The organism is Morganella sp. EGD-HP17, from assembly GCF_000512315.2.
Classification (GTDB): domain Bacteria; phylum Pseudomonadota; class Gammaproteobacteria; order Enterobacterales; family Enterobacteriaceae; genus Morganella; species Morganella morganii.
Genome location: NZ_AZRH01000010.1, coordinates 123266 through 140012 on the forward strand (window position 1 = coordinate 123266; position 16747 = coordinate 140012).

Sequence of the window (16747 nt, forward strand, 5' to 3'; positions counted from 1 at the left end):
TAACCGGGGTTATCCGGTGGTCATTTTTGCGTTTTGCCGGTCTCAGCGTTGTCAGTCTGCACAGCAGACTGCTCTGCCGCAGGCTTGGCTGCAGGCGCGCTTTTCGCGGCGGCAGGCTCTTCCGGCGGGAAGTAAAGCGGGCCTTTCAGTCCGCAGCCGGACAGGGTCAGCAGCATCACGGCGGATACCGCACAGATCATTTTTTTCTTCATTTACAGTCATGCCTGTTAATCATCGGTCAATACCCTCTATAATCGCAGTTAGATGTCGAAAAGCAAATAGGAAATGACGATGAACGATACAGAATTTCACCGGACAGCGGATGCGCTGTTGCAGGATATTGAAGCAAAATTAGATGATTACGACGGTGATGCGGATATTGACTGCGAAACCAACGGCGGTGTGATGACCCTGAGCTTTGAAAACGGCTCAAAAATTATCATCAACAAGCAGGAAGCATTTCATCAGATCTGGCTGGCGGCACGTAACGGCGGCTATCATTTTGATCTGAAATCAGATAAATGGATTTGTGACCGCAGCGGCGGCGAGCTGTTTGCCATGCTGGCACAGGCCATCAACGAGCAGAGCGGCGAACCGTTCAGCTTCTGAGAGTCAGACTGACGGCACAGGTTCTGTGCCGTCGCATATCAGCCGCGCTGCCCGGCGGCCTGATACTGTAACGGCCGGACATCAGCATGAAAATCCGGATACGCGGTATCACGCGGCTCTTCCGCAACAGGCTGAGAGAACATCGTGCTGTGGAACGGCGTAACCTGTGTTTTACCGTCCGTTTTCAGGATCTGATAAAACTGCGGCAGATTGAAATTAATAAAACTGGAACCGTAAGTGAAGCGGTCATGAGAAGAGGAATAGAACCGGCTGACATCCCGGATCAGGTCTTCTTTGCTGCCTTCACAGCCGGAATAGATTTCCACCCGGTTTGATTCATCCAGCACATAAATATTGAAGCCGTTATCATCACGGTTTTCAAAGAAGAACTGAATAATCCCCTCACTGGCATAGCCGTCCACCACATCCGGCAGATGACCGGTTTCCGTGCTGATTTTCACCGGAAACCCGCGCAGTTTGTTGTTGGAAATCGCACCGTAGAATTCCACAGCATTTTCCAGTTTCTGCACCGAGACGTTAAGGCGCTCAAAGAACAGCCCCCAGGTCTGACCGGCCAGACGCAGTGCCTTAAAGCGGCCCGGATCCTGACGGTTGGTGGTCAGGCGCAGTTCAATACATTCGGAAACCAGCTGGCGGATGCGGGTGCTGATCAGCCCGCGCAGATGGCGGCTGTAGCAGAATACTTCCACGCCGGACGGCGGTGCGGCATCCTGGTGCATCTTGCCGAGAATGGTTTTCAGGGCTTCCAGCACCGACTGTTCACCGCTGAAATGCAGTGTGCGCACTTCATTCCAGGAGTTGCGGTACAGCAGATCAATACTGCCGACCAGGCATTTCTGCTCCTGACCGAAGCTGAACACATCCAGCTTGCTCATATCAAAATGCACGACCTGCTCGGCGAAATCTGCGGTCGGATCCTGCTCCAGATTGACAATAATCGCCAGATGGCGGATTTCACACGGGCTGTACAGCGCACGCGGTGTCGGGGCAGGCAGGCGGATAGGGAAATTCTGCGATACATCATGCACCAGTTCGTGCAGTTTCTGCTCGTCGCAGTGTGACTCACCGTTATGAATATAGACGCGGGTTCTGTCAGTCAGCAGGCCGTTGAAGTAAGTCCAGGAGACCAGCTTATTCAGATAGCGGTTATATTCCAGCGGCTGATGGCCGATGATGGTATGGATTGTCGGCGCCTGATTATACAGATACCAGCCGCTGCGGTTGGCGCGGCCCGGCGGGACATAAATAAAGGTCAGATTCTCTTCTGACAAGTCCGGCGAAATCTGCGGATTGACCAGGGTGACTTTCCCCGGCAGCGCCTCGAAAGCGGCATACAGTTTCCGTGTCAGCACCCCGATATCCTGCGGGCTGGCACTGACACTCAGATTATTGCGGCGCGCAAAGCGGATAAGGTTGCGGTAGCTCTGCATCATGGTGTCGAGCAGCTCATTGTGCGCATCCCGCACCTGCTCAATTTTCCAGGCATTACGGCGATCCAGCACCGCCAGCCGTTCCGGGGACCAGCCCCAGCCTTTCACCATCTCAGACAGTACTTGGCAGCGCCAGCCGCAGCAACCGCATGATGCACGTTCACTGACATCCGCAGGTGGCTTCTCACACACTTTCAGGTAGAAACAGCGGCGGATCAGATCAAGGCGGGTTTCATCATTGATAGCTTTCAGATAACGGGTGACGCGGTCGAGCATCATCGCGTAAGCATCCAGGCCGTGGTGAACAATCTCACCGGCATGCAGATGCTTTTTAAACTCAGTTGCCAGAAGCTGCCCGTTCGGGTAATCCCACGAGTAAGCTTCCAGCAGTAAACTTTTGATCACGGCTTTATACGGGGAATCCACACTCTTATAGAGCTGCCACAGACTGGCACCGAAGTACTCTTCCGCAGACAATTCGCCCAGACCGCCCAGATCCAGCCACTCGTTCGGGGTTAATACACCCTGCGCATAAAGGGAGAGAACATATTCATCATAGTGATGTTCTTCTTCTGCCGGAACCATGGTCCACAGCAGACGCTTACCGGCCATCCGCACGGCGGTCCGGTAAAATTCATCGAGCAGTAAAATATGCTGGGTCGAGCCGCAGTCCTCACCGTTGAGGCTGCCGCTGGCATTGTGGCGGAAACGGTTTTCATCGATCAGGAAGAAAGTGACATCGATACCTTTTGCGGCTGCCCACTCTTCAATCAGTGTGCATTTGCGGCGCAGGTTCTGTTTTTCATCGTGATCAAGCCAGGACTGATGACAGACCCAGATATCGAGATCAGAAGAGTGGCTCTGGCCGACAGACGAGGTGCTGCCCATGGAATAGATACCGGTAATCGGCAGTTCGCCGCCGGCATTGCACGGCAGACACTCTCCGTGCTGACGGGAAAACTCCGCCAGCCAGTGTGACTGGTAATCATCGGACGCCCAGAAACAGACACCGTGCGGCACATTACCCGGCACATAGCCCGGCATATCCGGATGGTGATGATGCAGCAGTACCGGCAGCAGACTGTACACGTCTTTAAACGCACGACTCATCCCGATGGTCGCGCGCTCAGATCTGAGCTGATTTATTGCATCCAAACGCTGCTTGAGTGTTTCAATATAAAGATACAAAGGATTCGCCTGATGTTATTTCATGTAACTGGAAACGACCTGATGCCCGGCTTTATACGTGTATGAATACAGACTGATAAGGTAATACTGAAAAATGATAAGAATCGAACCAAAGTTAAATTGCCGGAAACGTGATCAATCTAACACCTTCGGGCCAAAGGGTAAAGCTTCGCACTAAAAAAGGCACGATTACTCAAAGTTGTTATTAGCCGGATAACTAATTGTAAAATATATATTTTCGTTGAAAATCACCGGGATACACACAAAAAATCTAAGGAAATATTCGGGAAAACCGGTGTGTTTCTGTTTTTGTACACTTTTTAACCGAAAAAGTAATACTGCTTACTCACTCAGGGCGTTTTTATTTATTTTAATAATGCTATGAAATAGTTATTTAAATTGAATCGATTTAATTAATACAATTTTATAATTGCAAAATATTTTTATTATTTAAAATATGTTTTAATTATTTACTGACAGACTCCTGCCACCCGCCTGAGACTATTTATTCACTGATCGTCTTTTTTCGTTGTTATCTGCCGGGCAGGTCTCGTCACGTAACTGGAAAAATTATCAGCAAAATGATAAAACAAAGGCAGTTTTTCTTATTTTTCCGGCTATGTTTCACATAAAAAAACACCGGATAAAAAGACAAGGATCCCTGATAATTATCATGACCACTCAATCTCTGCGTATTGCCACCCGTCAAAGCCCGCTTGCACTGTGGCAGGCCGAATTTGTCAGACAGGAACTGGAACTGCGCCACCCCGAGCTGCACGTCGAGCTCGTCCCGATGGTCACCAAAGGTGACATTATTCTCGACACACCGCTGGCGAAAGTCGGCGGCAAAGGGCTGTTCGTCAAAGAACTGGAACTGGCATTACTGGAAACCCGGGCGGATATCGCCGTGCACTCCATGAAGGATGTCCCGGTCGATTTCCCGGACGGACTGGGATTAGTCACTATCTGTGAGCGGGAAGACCCGCGCGATGCTTTTGTTTCCAACCATTATGACAGTGTGGATGCCCTGCCGCCCGGCAGTATCGTCGGCACCTCCAGTCTGCGCCGTCAGTGCCAGCTGCGCGAACGCCGCCCTGATCTGGTGATCCGTGACCTGCGCGGTAATGTCGGCACCCGGCTGGGCAAACTGGATAACGGCGACTATGACGCGATTATCCTGGCGGTTGCCGGGCTGAAGCGCCTGAAACTGGATGAACGCATCCGCTGTGCGCTGCCGCCGGAAGAGTCCCTTCCCGCTGTCGGTCAGGGTGCGGTCGGGATTGAGTGCCGACTGGATGATGAACGCACCCGCTCTTTACTCAGCGCCCTGAATCACGCGCAGACCGATATCTGTGTCCGCGCTGAACGCGCCATGAATACCCGGCTGGAAGGGGGATGTCAGGTGCCTATCGGCAGTTATGCTATCTGGCAGGGGGATAAAATCTGGCTGCGCGCGCTGGTCGGCGCACCGGACGGCAGTGAAATTGTCCGCGGTGAACGCCTGTGCGACCCGCAGGATGCCGCTGCTGCCGGGGTTTCTCTCGCAGAGGAACTGCTGGATAACGGCGCACGGGCTATCCTGACGGAAGTCTATCAGGGGCACACGCCTGCATGACCATCCTGGTCACCCGTCCCTCACCGGCCGGTGAAGCCCTGGTCAGCGCCCTGCGCTCACGCGGGCAGGATGCCCTTTCTGCCCCGCTCATCCGTATTTCCCCGGGACATGAGCTGCCGCTGCTGATTGCCAAAACAGAGGCACTTTCTCCCGGAGATGCCCTTTTTCTGCTGTCAAAGAATGCGGTTTATCACGCAAATGAACAGCTTATTCAACAGAATTACCTGTGGTCTGATAAGCTTTGCTATTATGGGATTGGTCAGTCAACCGCTAACTGCTTTGAACAACTGACCGGATTACCCGCCGCCTTTATGCCCGGCGGGGAAACCAGCGAACATCTGCTGACCCTGCCGGACTTACAGGATATGACCGGCCGCCGCGCACTTCTGCTGCGCGGTAACGGCGGCAGAGAGCATCTGGCACAGACATTGCGCGAACGGGGCGCAGTGGTGGATTACTGTGAATGTTACCGCCGCGAACCCGTAAATTACGACGGCGGGGAATGCGCCCTGTTGTGGCAGCAGCAACAGGTTCAGACGCTGGTCGTGACCAGCGGCGAAATGCTGCACCTGCTGCGGCAGCTGATACCGGCCGCGCACCTCGGCTGGCTGCTGCAATGCCGGATTATTGTTGTCAGTGACAGACTGGCAGCTATCGCACAATCACTGGGCTGGCAGAATATTGATGTCGCCGCCGGTGCAGATAATGAAGCCTTACTTCAGGCTCTTCAATGAACAGACATGGGACGCCACGAATGACGGAACACGAAAAAAAACCCGGATCGGCTGATGTACCTGAGACACAGGATGCCGTAATCAGTACTGATCCGCAGGCAGAGAAAAAAGACACAACTGCCGGGAAAAAAGCGACCGCAAAAAACGTCACTGACAAAGCGGCGTCTGATAAAAAACCGGCGGAAACACCGGCGGCTGACAGCAAACCGGCTGATACCGCGCCGAAACCGGCACCGGAAGCGCCGCAGCCACGGAAAACCCCGCCTGCCGCTGAGGAAGAACAGCCCTCCGGCTTTCTGCGCGGTGCTATCGCTCTGGCCGTTATCCTGCTGATCGGCGGCGGTGTCTGGTATGCCTCACAGGCCGGTACTCAGACCCTGTCGAAAAACCTGGAAGCGGAAAATGCACAACTGAAATCTCAGATGGCGCAGCTGCAGCAGGAACAACAGCAGACACAAAAACAGATGCAGGAATTTATCGCGCAGCAGTCTGCGCTCAGCACACAGCATCAGCAGCAGGAAGAGGCTCTGAAACACGAGCTGGATTTACTGCGCAGCCGTGTCACCGCGCTGTCCAGTACCGATGTGAAAAGCTGGCTGCTGGCCCAGGCGGATTTCCTGGTCAAAATGGCAGAGCGCAAACTGTGGAATGACCAGGATGTGGTCACCGCGATGGTACTGCTGAAAAATGCCGATGCCAGCCTCGCCGAAATGAATGATCCGGGTCTGCTGGATGTGCGCACCGCGCTGCGTAATGACATTACGGCACTCTCCGCCGTCAGTCAGATCGATTTTGACGGCACGATCCTGCGCCTGAACCAGCTTGCCGGTCAGGTGGATAATCTGCGTCTGGATGACGGCAGCCGTGACGGCGCGCCGATGGACAGCAGTGACAGTGAAGGGCTGACCTCCTCCGTTGCGGACTGGCGCACTAACCTGACCAAAAGCTGGAAAGGGTTTATGAGTGATTTCATCACTATCCGCCGCCGTGACAACACCTCTGCTCCGCTGCTGGCACCGAATCAGGACATTTATGTCCGTGAGAATATCCGCGCCCAGTTGCTGATCGCTGCTCAGGCGGTGCCGCGTCACCAGGAAGAGAGCTACAAACAGTCACTGGATGCGGTCTCCACCTGGGTCCGTGCCTATTTCTCTGACAGCGATCCGACCAACGCCGCCTTCCTGGCCGAAGTGGATGCGCTGGCCGCCCAGCCGATCTCAATGAGTGCGCCGGACAGCCTGACCAGCCAGCCGCTGCTGGATAAACTGGTACAGACCCGCATCCGCCGCCTGCTCAACGATGAAACCCCGCCGCCGGCACCGGCTGAGGCACCGCAGGAAACACCTGCTGCTGCACCGGCACAGCCGGAAGCCGCACCGCAACAGGAGGGATAACAGATGTTTAAAGTCTTTATTCTGTTTCTTATCCTGATTGCCGGGATTATTGTCGGCCCGCTGATGGCCGGACATCAGGGTTATGTCCTGATCCAGACCAATAATTTTGATATTGAAACCAGTGTCACCGGCCTGATCATCATCTTCCTGGTACTTCAGGCGGTTCTGATGCTGCTGGGCTGGTGCTGGCGTCGTCTGAAAAGCGGCAGCTCCCGCACCCTCGGCTGGTTTGGCGGTCATAAACGCAACCGCGCCCGTGCGCTGACCAACGATGCGCTGCTCAAACTGGCGGAAGGGGATTTCCGTCAGGTGGAAAAATTACTGAGCCGCAGTGCAGATAATGCCGAGCAACCGCTGGTCAACTATCTGCTGGCAGCGGAAGCAGCACAGCAGCGCAGCGATAATCTCCGCGCCAATCAGTATCTGGAGCGGGCTTCCGAGCTGGCCGGGCGCCATCAGCTACCGGTGGATATCACCCGCGCCCGTATTCTGCTGAGCCGCGATGAAATTCCGGCGGCAAGAACCGCTATCGACAATCTGCTGGAAGTCGCACCGCGCCATCCGGAAGTACTTCGCCTGGCGGAACAGGTGTATGCGCGCTCCGGTGCCTGGAAATCCCTGATCGCCATTCTGCCGCAGATGAAAAAATCCGGCGAATTTACGGATGAGCAGGTCGAACAGACTGAAATCCGTGCCTGGCTCGGTATGATGCAGCAGGTTGCGGATCAGGACGGCAGCGATGCCCTGCGTCACTGGTGGAAAAATCTCAGCCGCCATCTGCGCCACAATCCGGAGATGGCCGTGGCGGCCGCGCAGCACTTTATCGCCGGTGATGATATGGCGGATGCAGAAGCGGTGGTGCTCGACGGACTGAAGCGTCAGAAAGATCAGCGCCTGCTGATGCTGCTGCCGCAGATCCGGACAGACAATCCGAAAGCCATCCGCAAGGTGCTGAACCAGATGCAGAAGGAAGATGCGGATCAGCCGCTGCTCAACAGTACCCTCGGGCAGTTAGCCATGCAGGAAACACGCTGGGAAGATGCGGAGAAATACTTTAAATCTGCCCTGAGCGCCCGTCAGGACACGCATGATGCCGCCTGGCTGGCCGATGTGCTGGATAAGCAGAAAAAGTATGAGGAATCTGCCATGATCCGCCGTAATGCCCTGCTCAATACCCTGACGTTACCGGATGAAAAAACGCCCCGCGAATAAGCACAGGCGGATTCTTTTTTATCACACAGAGCCAATCCTGCCGGATTGGCTTTTTTTATGCCGGAACATCATTAAAAGGGATTGACGGAATACATTATTGATGGCAAGAATGAGACATAAAAAAACACCTATCGCGAAACGATAGGTGTATAAAATACAATCAGGTCTACAGACGGATGGTGCCTCACTCAACGTTACGTCCTGTTGGTGATGTAAAGATTTCGGGATCTTTTACATCGATAACCCGGACAATAGGCACCGAATTTAGCTCTGCGTCATCTCCGGGTTTATGAAGCTTACGCAAACATAAGAAATGAGATGAGCATCTACACCCTGATGTAATGCACAAGACGTGCCAACTTTTACGCCTTCTCGATCTCCCACGGTTCCCGTGGGTTTATTTTTTTTATCCTGCCTTCTGCTTATCAATCACTGATGCAAATCTGTCCGCAGTGTCTCTGTTTTGCGACGTTTTCTGACAGCATTATTTAAATCGTTATATATCAATAGATTAAATGTCTCATTTTGGCGACATGCATTATGCCCGTTGTCGCCGGATCTATACAATAATCATAACATAATGATTTATATCGAAATTGTCAGATACCACCAATAGCGGCGGTTTTACGGAAAACGCGTGTGCTTTTGTCTGCCTGAACACCACATTAGCATCAGCACAAAAGAAACAAAAATCAGCTGCGGAACGACAGCCGGAAGAAAAGCAGGACAGGAAAAAACAGAAACCGCAGAAACGAAAAAACCCCGCTGTAAGCGGGGTTTTCTCTGAATATGGTCGGCGAGATAGGATTCGAACCTACGACCCACTGGTCCCAAACCAGTTGCGCTACCAAGCTGCGCTACTCGCCGAAAGGCTGACTTTTCATGATGATGGTGCGAAGGGGGGGACTTGAACCCCCACGTCCGTAAGAACACTAACACCTGAAGCTAGCGCGTCTACCAATTCCGCCACCCTCGCAGGTTCATCACTACAGTCATGTTACATGTTATTAAATGGGGTGGCTAATGGGACTCGAACCCACGACGACTGGAATCACAATCCAGGGCTCTACCAACTGAGCTATAGCCACCATAACATCGCAACATTTTACTACTTACAACAACGAAATACTATACCGTAACTCTTACACGCATAATGGCGCGCCCGACAGGATTCGAACCTGAGACCTCTGCCTCCGGAGGGCAGCGCTCTATCCAGCTGAGCTACGGGCGCTTTGCGCCGTTGCGGGAGAGGATAGTACGGATTTCTCATCCGTCTGTCCAGTGCTTTTTTTCACAAATGTATTGTTTGCTCAGTCTTTGCCCGCTTTGCTGATAAAGAGAGCATTTTCCCGCAAAAAGCCGCCCGGACAGGGGCAGTTATAATTTATTACCGTAGTAATAACCCAGAAATTTCAGCAGTTTTAACTGACGGCAGAAGCGGGTCGGTTGTGATAACAGGCGGTAGAGCCACTCCAGTCCCATGTTCTGCCACACCTTCGGCGCACGCTTCACATGACCGGTAAAGACGTCGTAAGTACCGCCCACGCCCATATACAGGGCATCCGGGTGGATTTTACGGCAGTCGCGCATAAAGATTTCCTGTTTCGGCGAGCCCATTGCCACTGTCACAATTTTTGCGCCGCTGTCGCGGATGCGCTCAAACAGGGCATCGCGCTGTTCTGCGGTGAAATAACCGTCCTGCGTGCCCGCCAGATTGATATTCCACTGTGCTTTCAGTTTGGCTTCGGTTTCCGCCAGCACTTCCGGCTTGCCGCCGACCAGAAACACCGGCGTGTTTTCCTGCCCGGCGCGTTCCATCAGCCCTTCCCACAAATCCGCCCCGGCAATCCGCGAGACATCCGCCTGCGGGTATTTGCGGCGGATAGCACGAACAATGCTGATCCCGTCCGCATACAGATATTCCGCGTTGCTCAGCAGTGTGTGCAGCGCCTCATCCTGTTCGGCGGTCATGACTTTTTCAGCATTAATGGCCACCAGTGTACCGGTTCTGATCTGTCCGTCCTTAAACAGATAATCCAGAAAATGTGCCTGATTCCGGAAACCCTGAATCGGGTGGTTACGGATAGAATACTGCGGGATAGTTTCCGCGCTGCCGGCATCAGAAGATAACGGTTCCATGCTAATTCCTTACGATGAAAGACGGGTGCGTTTGCCCTTTGAAATCACATAATGGCGGATAAGTCCGGCCGTTTCGAACAGCCAGTACAGTAATTTCGCCACCACCAGACAAAAGCCGAAAATAAGACAGAAAAACACCACGCGGGAAACGAATGAGTCCATTCCTTCGCGGGCCAGCACAATCATGTTAAATATCGCGCCGAAACAAAATGCATGCAGAATGGCCGCTTTGTAACGGTTTGTCTCCCGTTTGCCCAGCTCATACAGCCAGTCGAACCATTTGATTATCAGCCCGACCACCACCGCACCGAGCGGAATAAACCAGAAGCCGCCCATCACCACCAGCGAGCCGATCAGGGTCGGGGATATCGCCAGCCCGGAATGGTTGTTCAGCACTTCCCAGGTAAAATAGTTTGCCGCATTCAGTACGGTATCCGGCCGGTCCGGCCACAGCCAGGACGGGATAAATACATAGAAGTCACGGATAATCGGCGCCAGCCCCTGGAACTCAATTTTGTCGTAATTATTCAGCAGCAGGCCGAGGTTTTCCCACGGCGAGAAGGTATCGCGGGTCAGATAGAGGAACGTGTAAAACGCCTCTGCCCCGCTGACATCCAGGCTGTAGCGTTTGAGTGCCAGCCAGAACATCCCCACCACGCCGAAGACCCCGGCGCTGACCAGCATCCACAGCGAAATCCAGCCGCGCACAATGCCGATAAACAGGAACAGCGCAAACGCGATAATGATGTTGGCGCGGGTACCGCCGACAATCACATAGGTCATAATCCCGAACGCCACCGTGGTGATCAGGAAGAAAATCCAGCGCTGGAATGTGGGTTTCAGGAAGAACACCACCAGCATCGCCGGGATAAAGAAGTAGAAAAAGCGCTTTAACGCCACGCCGGTGACCTGGCTCGAGAAAATCTGACTGTAGGTTTTCAGTTTAAACAGCAGCAGCCCGTTTTCCATAAAGAAAATACCGGCAGTCGCGACGGCAATCGCCGCCAGCAGCAGCCAGGTGAGCCGGGTTTCTGTTTTGTTCATGGAAAACAGCGGCGTACCGCTGTAAACCGCGTCAGGTCTGCGCAGCCGGGTTTTATACGCCACATAATAAATAGCATAGAAACTGACTGACGCCAGCAGCGCCTGCAACAGCGCGGACGGCGGCACCACCTGCACATCAAACTGGAACACCAGCGCAAAGGTAAACGGGAAGCCGAAAAAGAAGGTCAGCAGATAGAGCATGGAGAAAAAGATATTAAAACTGAAGCGGACCCGGCGGAATTCACGGTAGGTCAGCAGCAGAATAAAGGCCAGCGAGATAAACCAGACGGCAAACAGCCCGATGAAATCAAACTGACTCATGCCTGTGTCTCCTGCGCAGCGGCCAGTGCCTGCTCCCAGCCCTGCACAAAGTTCGGGCTGAAGAAGGCAATTTTTTCACGGTCGAGGGCGAACAGCTGTTCCCTCGCCTGTGCCACCACGTCCGGCGTCACGTCATCACCGTAAAACAGAACCGGCACCTGCTGCTCGGTCATATCCTGCCAGAACGGGTTCTGACGGCTTATCACAAACGGAATACCGAACTGGATCAGCAGACACAGTGTGCCGATCCCCTGCTGGCGGTTAAAAATAAAGTAGCCGAGGTCACATTGTTTCAGCAGATTCAGATAGATATCAAAATCCATCTTGTCTTTCAGGATCTCCGCCTGCTGCTGAGGGAACAGCTGCTGCGCGAAAGCATCCACTTCCGCAATATAGTCCCCGTTGTTTTCCGGATAGCCCATCGGGATAATGATTTTCACCTTCTTCCCGAATTGCTCATGAATGCGCGTCAGCGCCTCTTTATGGCGGTTTGAACGGTCACCCGAGTTACCCAGCAGGATCATCATATTATCGTCACCACGCGGCTCAGGCGGCGTTAAAACCGTCAGAGAGGGATCCATCCGCGTCGGGAAATAGAGCAGGTCAGCCGGGATCTTCGGGCAAAACTGAGCAAAATAGTTTAAATCGCCGCGCGTGCCGAATACATGACCGACCCGCTTCTGCGCCAGCCGGCGCAGATGATAAAACAGTCTGAATTTCAGCTGACGGGAATCCTCATACAAATCCGCGCCCCAGATATGCCAGTAAAACTGATGACGTTTAATTTTTCCTGATAATAATGCCAGCCAGATCAGGGCATTAAACTGACCATGGAAGAAAAAGCGGCACTGCCGGTCACGTTTTGCTTTCGCTGTGACGGCATTCGCCAGGCTTTTTTTATCCGGCCAGACATCCAGTTCCAGGTTGGGATATTGCGCCAGAAGCTGCCCGGCAGTGGAAACAACCATAAATTCAGGCATTTCCTCACGCGGCAGCTGCGGTGCCAGCACATCATTGAAGAAGCGCAGCACGGTCTGGTTATGATGCGGGATATCAGATCCTAAAACGTGAATTAAAGTTGTCATGCTCGCCTGCAATAGATCAGAAATACGCTACAACACAAAAGGAAGTAGATAATATATGTCAGCATATAGGCCTGTGCCGCGCCGACGGCACCGTGTGCCGGAATCAGCCAGTACGCGGACAGCGTCAGTAAAGCAAACTGGGTCACTTCCGTGAGGATATAAAACCGCAGTGCGGCCTTGGCAATCACCAGATAACCGAAAACGTAAGCACCCACTTTCAGGACATCACCGACCAGCTGCCAGGCAAACAGGTCGCGCATACCGGTAAATTTATCCGTGAACAGCAGCCAGATAGCAAAATCACGCAGCAGCCAGACCATAAAACTGGCCGCAGCCACCGCCGGTAACACAAATTTCAGTGATTTGATGATCTCACGGCGGATATCACTTTTTGCCTGTAACCGCGATAATGTCGGCAGCAGATAGACAGAAAACGACGCGGTAATAAACTGGAGGTAAGCGTCCGAAATACTGGTCACGCCACCCCATATCCCTACCTCATCCCAGCTGTAGCGGGAGGCCAGCAGGTTCCGCATCATGATATACGCCACCGGCAGTGTGACCGCCGTCATCAGCGCCATCAGGGTGAATTTCCCCAGATGGGATGCAATCGCCCGATCCCAGGCCGGTTTCAGCTCAGAAAGCGGGAAATGGCGGCGGCGCAGCAGCATGGCAAAAGCCGGAATAATAATCAGCGCCGGCACCAGTGCCAGCCCGGCCAGTGCACCGTCATAGCCCCACCAGCGCTGGCAGAGATAATACGCCGTGACACCGATCAGACTGCCCGCGATCAGCGCCAGCGCATTGCCGGCCGCATCCCGGTATCCTTTGATAATCGCGAGAAAATAGTTGGCGTAAGCAATACCCATCTGGATAAAGGCCACCGCCGCAACAACATCCTGATAGGCATCATTGCCGTCAAACAGCGCCATGCTGATTGGTCTGCTGAACAGCAGAAACACAATCGCCAGCAGTGTCGAAAACACCAGAATCAGAGTTGAGGACGTACCTAATACCGCCCGGCGTTTTTCCGCATCATCACGGTGCTCGGCGATATATTTGGTCACGCCGTTAAAAATACCGGCACCTGACAATACCCCCAGCACCGTAATCAGCTGGCGGAAGTTCAGTGCCTGGCCGATACCGGCCGGGCCGAATGTCAGAGCCATTAATTTAATGACCAGCAGCCCCGCCCCGATTTTGATCAGGGTGGAGCCGGCGGTCCAGACAGAGGCTTTAGCGAGGGACATACTACGCGAAGAAGCCCTTAATCAGGTGGATCACGCGCTGCTGCTCTTCTTCTGTCATGTTGTAGAACATCGGCAGACGCACCAGACGCTCGCTTTCACGGGTGGTAAAGATATCCTCACCGTGGAAGCGGCCGAACTCCATACCCGCCGGGCAGCTGTGCAGCGGCACATAGTGGAATACGGTCAGCACGTCATTGGCTTTCATGTACTCGCTGAATGCGGTGCGCTCTGCCACATCTTTCAGTTTGATGTAGAACATGTGCGCGTTCTGCTCCAGATTTTCCGGAACAACCGGCAGTGTCAGCAGGCCATCCTGTGCCAGCGGGGTCAGGGCATCATAGTAAATCTGCCAGAATGCCAGACGGCGCTCGTTGATTTTTTCCGCTTCTTCCAGTTGTGCCCACAGGTATGCGGCCTGTAAGTCAGACATCAGATAGCTGGAGCCGATATCACGCCAGGTGTATTTATCCACCTGTCCGCGGAAGAATTCGCTGCGGTTGGTGCCTTTCTCACGGATGATTTCCGCACGGCCAATCATCGCCGGATCGTTAATCAGAGTGGCACCACCCTCTCCGCCGGAGGAGTAGTTTTTGGTTTCGTGGAAGCTGTAGCAACCGATATGGCCGATAGAGCCCAGCGCGCGGCCTTTGTAGGTTGACATCACGCCCTGCGCGGCATCTTCCACCACAAAGAGGTTATATTTCTTCGCCAGCGCCATGATGATGTCCATTTCACAGGCCACGCCTGCATAATGCACCGGTACAATCGCTTTGGTTTTATCCGTGATAGCCGCTTCGATCTTGGTTTCATCGATGTTCATGGTGTCCGGACGGATATCAACAAATACCACTTTTGCACCACGCAACACAAAGGCGTTGGAGGTGGAGACGAAGGTATAGCTCGGCATGATAACTTCATCACCCGGCTGGATATCCAGCAGAATTGCCGCCATTTCCAGTGAGGCTGTACAGGACGGGGTCAGCAGGACTTTGGCGCTGCCGAACCGTTTTTCCATCCACTCTTCGCATTTTTTGGTGAACGAACCGTCACCGCACAGCTTGCCGCTTTTCATGGCCTGCTGCATATATTCAACTTCAGTGCCGACTACAGGTGGTTTATTAAATGGAATCATTGCATCCTCGGTATAACCAGTAGGCAGTGCTGTCAACCGCACCACCGCTTTTTGTATAAAGGCGCATTGCCGCAATATTACTGAGCTGTGTAGCCACCCGTAATACCCGGCAGTGATGTTCTGCACACCACTGTTGCGCCGCCGACATTAATTTCAGGCCGATACCCTGACCCTGATTGCCCGGCAGTACCGCCAGCAGCCCGATACGGGCGCTGTGTTCATCTGTCTGACGGAGAGTGACAAACCCGGCAATCTCATTGTTTTTATTGCGGATGAGCAGACAATCTTTATCGAATGTCCCGCGTACCGCTTTTTCCGCCCACACCGCATAAAAGCGGGCACTGTCATCCGGCCGGTACCACGGCGCACGGAAACGGCTCTGGCTGAAAACCTGTGCCGCCGCCTGTTTTATCACCGGGATATCCGTTTCATCCGCATAACAGAGTGTACTGTCAGACATTGCATTTTCTGTGCCACTCCTGAGTGACAATGCAAAATCCACCTCACTTTCTGCGAGGGAAAAGCCGAGTGCCGATAAACCGTCCAGTGCCGCGTTATCCCCGGCACTGATTTTGGCCTGCACCAGCTCATACGGCGCGAAATCTGCCGCAGACAGTGGTGCTGCGTCCGGGGAAAATGCCAGTTTTGCCGTTTTCAGGGCAAAAAAGTCACTTTCCCAGGCGAGATGCTCAATACTGGCGCGGACGGACATGGAGTAAATTCTTCAGATACTGACCATAACCGGTCTTCGCCAGCTGACGGGCGGATTCTGCCACCTGTTCGTCATTCAGCCAGCCGTTGCGCCAGGCAATCTCTTCCAGACAGGCAATTTTAAAGCCCTGACGTTTTTCAACCGTCTGTACAAAGGTGCTGGCTTCAATCAGACTGTCGTGAGTACCGGTGTCCAGCCAGGCAAAACCACGGCCGAGCAGCTCAACATTCAGTTCGCCGCGCTCCAGATACATCTGGTTGATACTGGTGATTTCCAGTTCGCCGCGCTCAGACGGTTTCACCTGCTTCGCGATATCAACCACCTGATTATCATAGAAATACAACCCGGTAACCGCCCAGTTGGATTTCGGATGAACCGGTTTTTCCTCAATCGACAGCGCGCGGAATTCATCATCAAATTCCACCACCCCGAAACGTTCCGGGTCCATCACCTGGTAGCCGAAAACAGTCGCGCCCTGCGTCCGGGCTGCGACACTTTTCAGTTTCGGGCTGAATGCATGGCCGAAGAAAATATTATCGCCCAGCACCAGGCTGCAGCTGTCATCACCGATAAATTCCTCACCGATGATAAAGGCCTGTGCCAGGCCGTCCGGCGACGGCTGTTCCGCATAGCTCAGAGAGATGCCGAACTGATCACCATTCCCCAGCAGACGGCGGAATGACGGCAGATCTTCCGGTGTTGAGATGATCAGGACTTCGCGGATCCCGGCCAGCATCAGCACGGACAGCGGATAGTAGATCATCGGCTTGTCGTAAATCGGCAGCAGCTGTTTTGACACCCCGCGGGTGATCGGGTGCAACCGGGTTCCGGAGCCGCCCGCCAGAATAATTCCTTTCATAC

Annotated in this window: 14 protein-coding genes and 4 tRNA genes; 5 read left to right on the forward strand and 13 right to left on the reverse strand. The window is 53.5% G+C overall.

Annotated elements, in window-relative coordinates; translation table 11 throughout:
* Nucleotides 1-20: 20 nt before the first annotated feature.
* Complete coding sequence (locus X965_RS12140; RefSeq protein ID WP_004234431.1) at nt 21-212, reverse strand: lipoprotein; 192 nt, start codon at nt 210-212, stop codon at nt 21-23.
* A 79-nt stretch (nt 213-291) separates the two neighbouring features.
* On the opposite strand from X965_RS12140, the gene cyaY reads away from it, so the two are divergent.
* On the forward strand, nt 292-609 hold the full coding sequence (gene cyaY / locus X965_RS12145) for an iron donor protein CyaY (protein WP_004234430.1): 318 nt from the start codon (nt 292-294) through the stop codon (nt 607-609).
* 38 nt (nt 610-647) lie between these two features.
* Here the strand turns inward: cyaY and X965_RS12150 are convergent, their stop codons facing one another.
* Nucleotides 648-3248 carry a class I adenylate cyclase gene (locus X965_RS12150; RefSeq protein ID WP_004234427.1) on the reverse strand — a complete coding sequence of 867 codons (2601 nt, stop codon included), beginning with the start codon at nt 3246-3248 and terminating at the stop codon, nt 648-650.
* A gap of 673 nt (nt 3249-3921) precedes the next feature.
* On the opposite strand from X965_RS12150, the gene hemC reads away from it, so the two are divergent.
* The 4 genes from hemC to X965_RS12170 are packed head-to-tail and all read left to right on the forward strand — an operon-like array spanning nt 3922 to nt 8203.
* Nucleotides 3922-4863, forward strand: coding sequence for a hydroxymethylbilane synthase (hemC, locus tag X965_RS12155; RefSeq protein WP_036418238.1), 942 nt, complete (start codon nt 3922-3924; stop codon nt 4861-4863).
* Complete coding sequence (gene hemD, locus X965_RS12160) at nt 4860-5597, forward strand: uroporphyrinogen-III synthase (RefSeq protein ID WP_036418218.1); 738 nt, start codon at nt 4860-4862, stop codon at nt 5595-5597. Before hemC ends, hemD begins: the two co-directional genes overlap by 4 nt.
* A gap of 20 nt (nt 5598-5617) precedes the next feature.
* Complete coding sequence (gene hemX / locus X965_RS12165; RefSeq protein ID WP_036418219.1) at nt 5618-6991, forward strand: uroporphyrinogen-III C-methyltransferase; 1374 nt, start codon at nt 5618-5620, stop codon at nt 6989-6991.
* Nucleotides 6992-6994: 3 nt separating this feature from the next.
* Entirely contained in the window at nt 6995-8203 is a 1209-nt protein-coding gene (locus X965_RS12170) for a heme biosynthesis HemY N-terminal domain-containing protein (protein ID WP_004234418.1), read from the forward strand.
* Between the two features lie 790 nt (nt 8204-8993).
* Here X965_RS12170 and X965_RS12175 read toward each other — a convergent pair.
* From X965_RS12175 to rfbA, 11 genes are all read right to left on the reverse strand, one after another.
* Nucleotides 8994-9070: transfer RNA gene (locus X965_RS12175), tRNA-Pro, on the reverse strand.
* A 22-nt stretch (nt 9071-9092) separates the two neighbouring features.
* Nucleotides 9093-9179: transfer RNA gene (locus tag X965_RS12180), tRNA-Leu, on the reverse strand.
* A 36-nt stretch (nt 9180-9215) separates the two neighbouring features.
* Nucleotides 9216-9291: transfer RNA gene (locus X965_RS12185), tRNA-His, on the reverse strand.
* A gap of 66 nt (nt 9292-9357) precedes the next feature.
* A tRNA-Arg gene (locus X965_RS12190) sits at nt 9358-9434 on the reverse strand.
* A gap of 146 nt (nt 9435-9580) precedes the next feature.
* A complete protein-coding gene (gene wecG / locus X965_RS12195) occupies nt 9581-10342 on the reverse strand; it encodes a lipopolysaccharide N-acetylmannosaminouronosyltransferase (RefSeq protein ID WP_036418220.1) in 762 nt (253 codons plus the stop codon).
* Between the two features lie 9 nt (nt 10343-10351).
* Nucleotides 10352-11707, reverse strand: coding sequence for an ECA oligosaccharide polymerase (gene wzyE / locus X965_RS12200; RefSeq protein WP_004234414.1), 1356 nt, complete (start codon nt 11705-11707; stop codon nt 10352-10354).
* Nucleotides 11704-12792 (reverse strand): TDP-N-acetylfucosamine:lipid II N-acetylfucosaminyltransferase, encoded by a 1089-nt coding sequence (locus tag X965_RS12205; protein WP_036418221.1) that lies wholly within the window; start codon nt 12790-12792, stop codon nt 11704-11706. Before X965_RS12205 ends, wzyE begins: the two co-directional genes overlap by 4 nt.
* Nucleotides 12789-14042 (reverse strand): lipid III flippase WzxE, encoded by a 1254-nt coding sequence (wzxE, locus tag X965_RS12210; protein ID WP_004234409.1) that lies wholly within the window; start codon nt 14040-14042, stop codon nt 12789-12791. The genes X965_RS12205 and wzxE overlap by 4 nt, the downstream gene beginning before the upstream one ends.
* A gap of 1 nt (nt 14043) precedes the next feature.
* Nucleotides 14044-15174, reverse strand: coding sequence for a dTDP-4-amino-4,6-dideoxygalactose transaminase (gene rffA, locus X965_RS12215; protein WP_015422324.1), 1131 nt, complete (start codon nt 15172-15174; stop codon nt 14044-14046).
* Nucleotides 15161-15886 (reverse strand): dTDP-4-amino-4,6-dideoxy-D-galactose acyltransferase, encoded by a 726-nt coding sequence (gene rffC / locus X965_RS12220; RefSeq protein ID WP_036418222.1) that lies wholly within the window; start codon nt 15884-15886, stop codon nt 15161-15163. The genes rffA and rffC overlap by 14 nt, the downstream gene beginning before the upstream one ends.
* Nucleotides 15864-16745: a glucose-1-phosphate thymidylyltransferase RfbA gene (gene rfbA, locus X965_RS19335; RefSeq protein WP_004234406.1), complete on the reverse strand. Its 882-nt coding sequence runs from the start codon at nt 16743-16745 to the stop codon at nt 15864-15866. Before rfbA ends, rffC begins: the two co-directional genes overlap by 23 nt.
* Nucleotides 16746-16747: the final 2 nt, after the last annotated feature.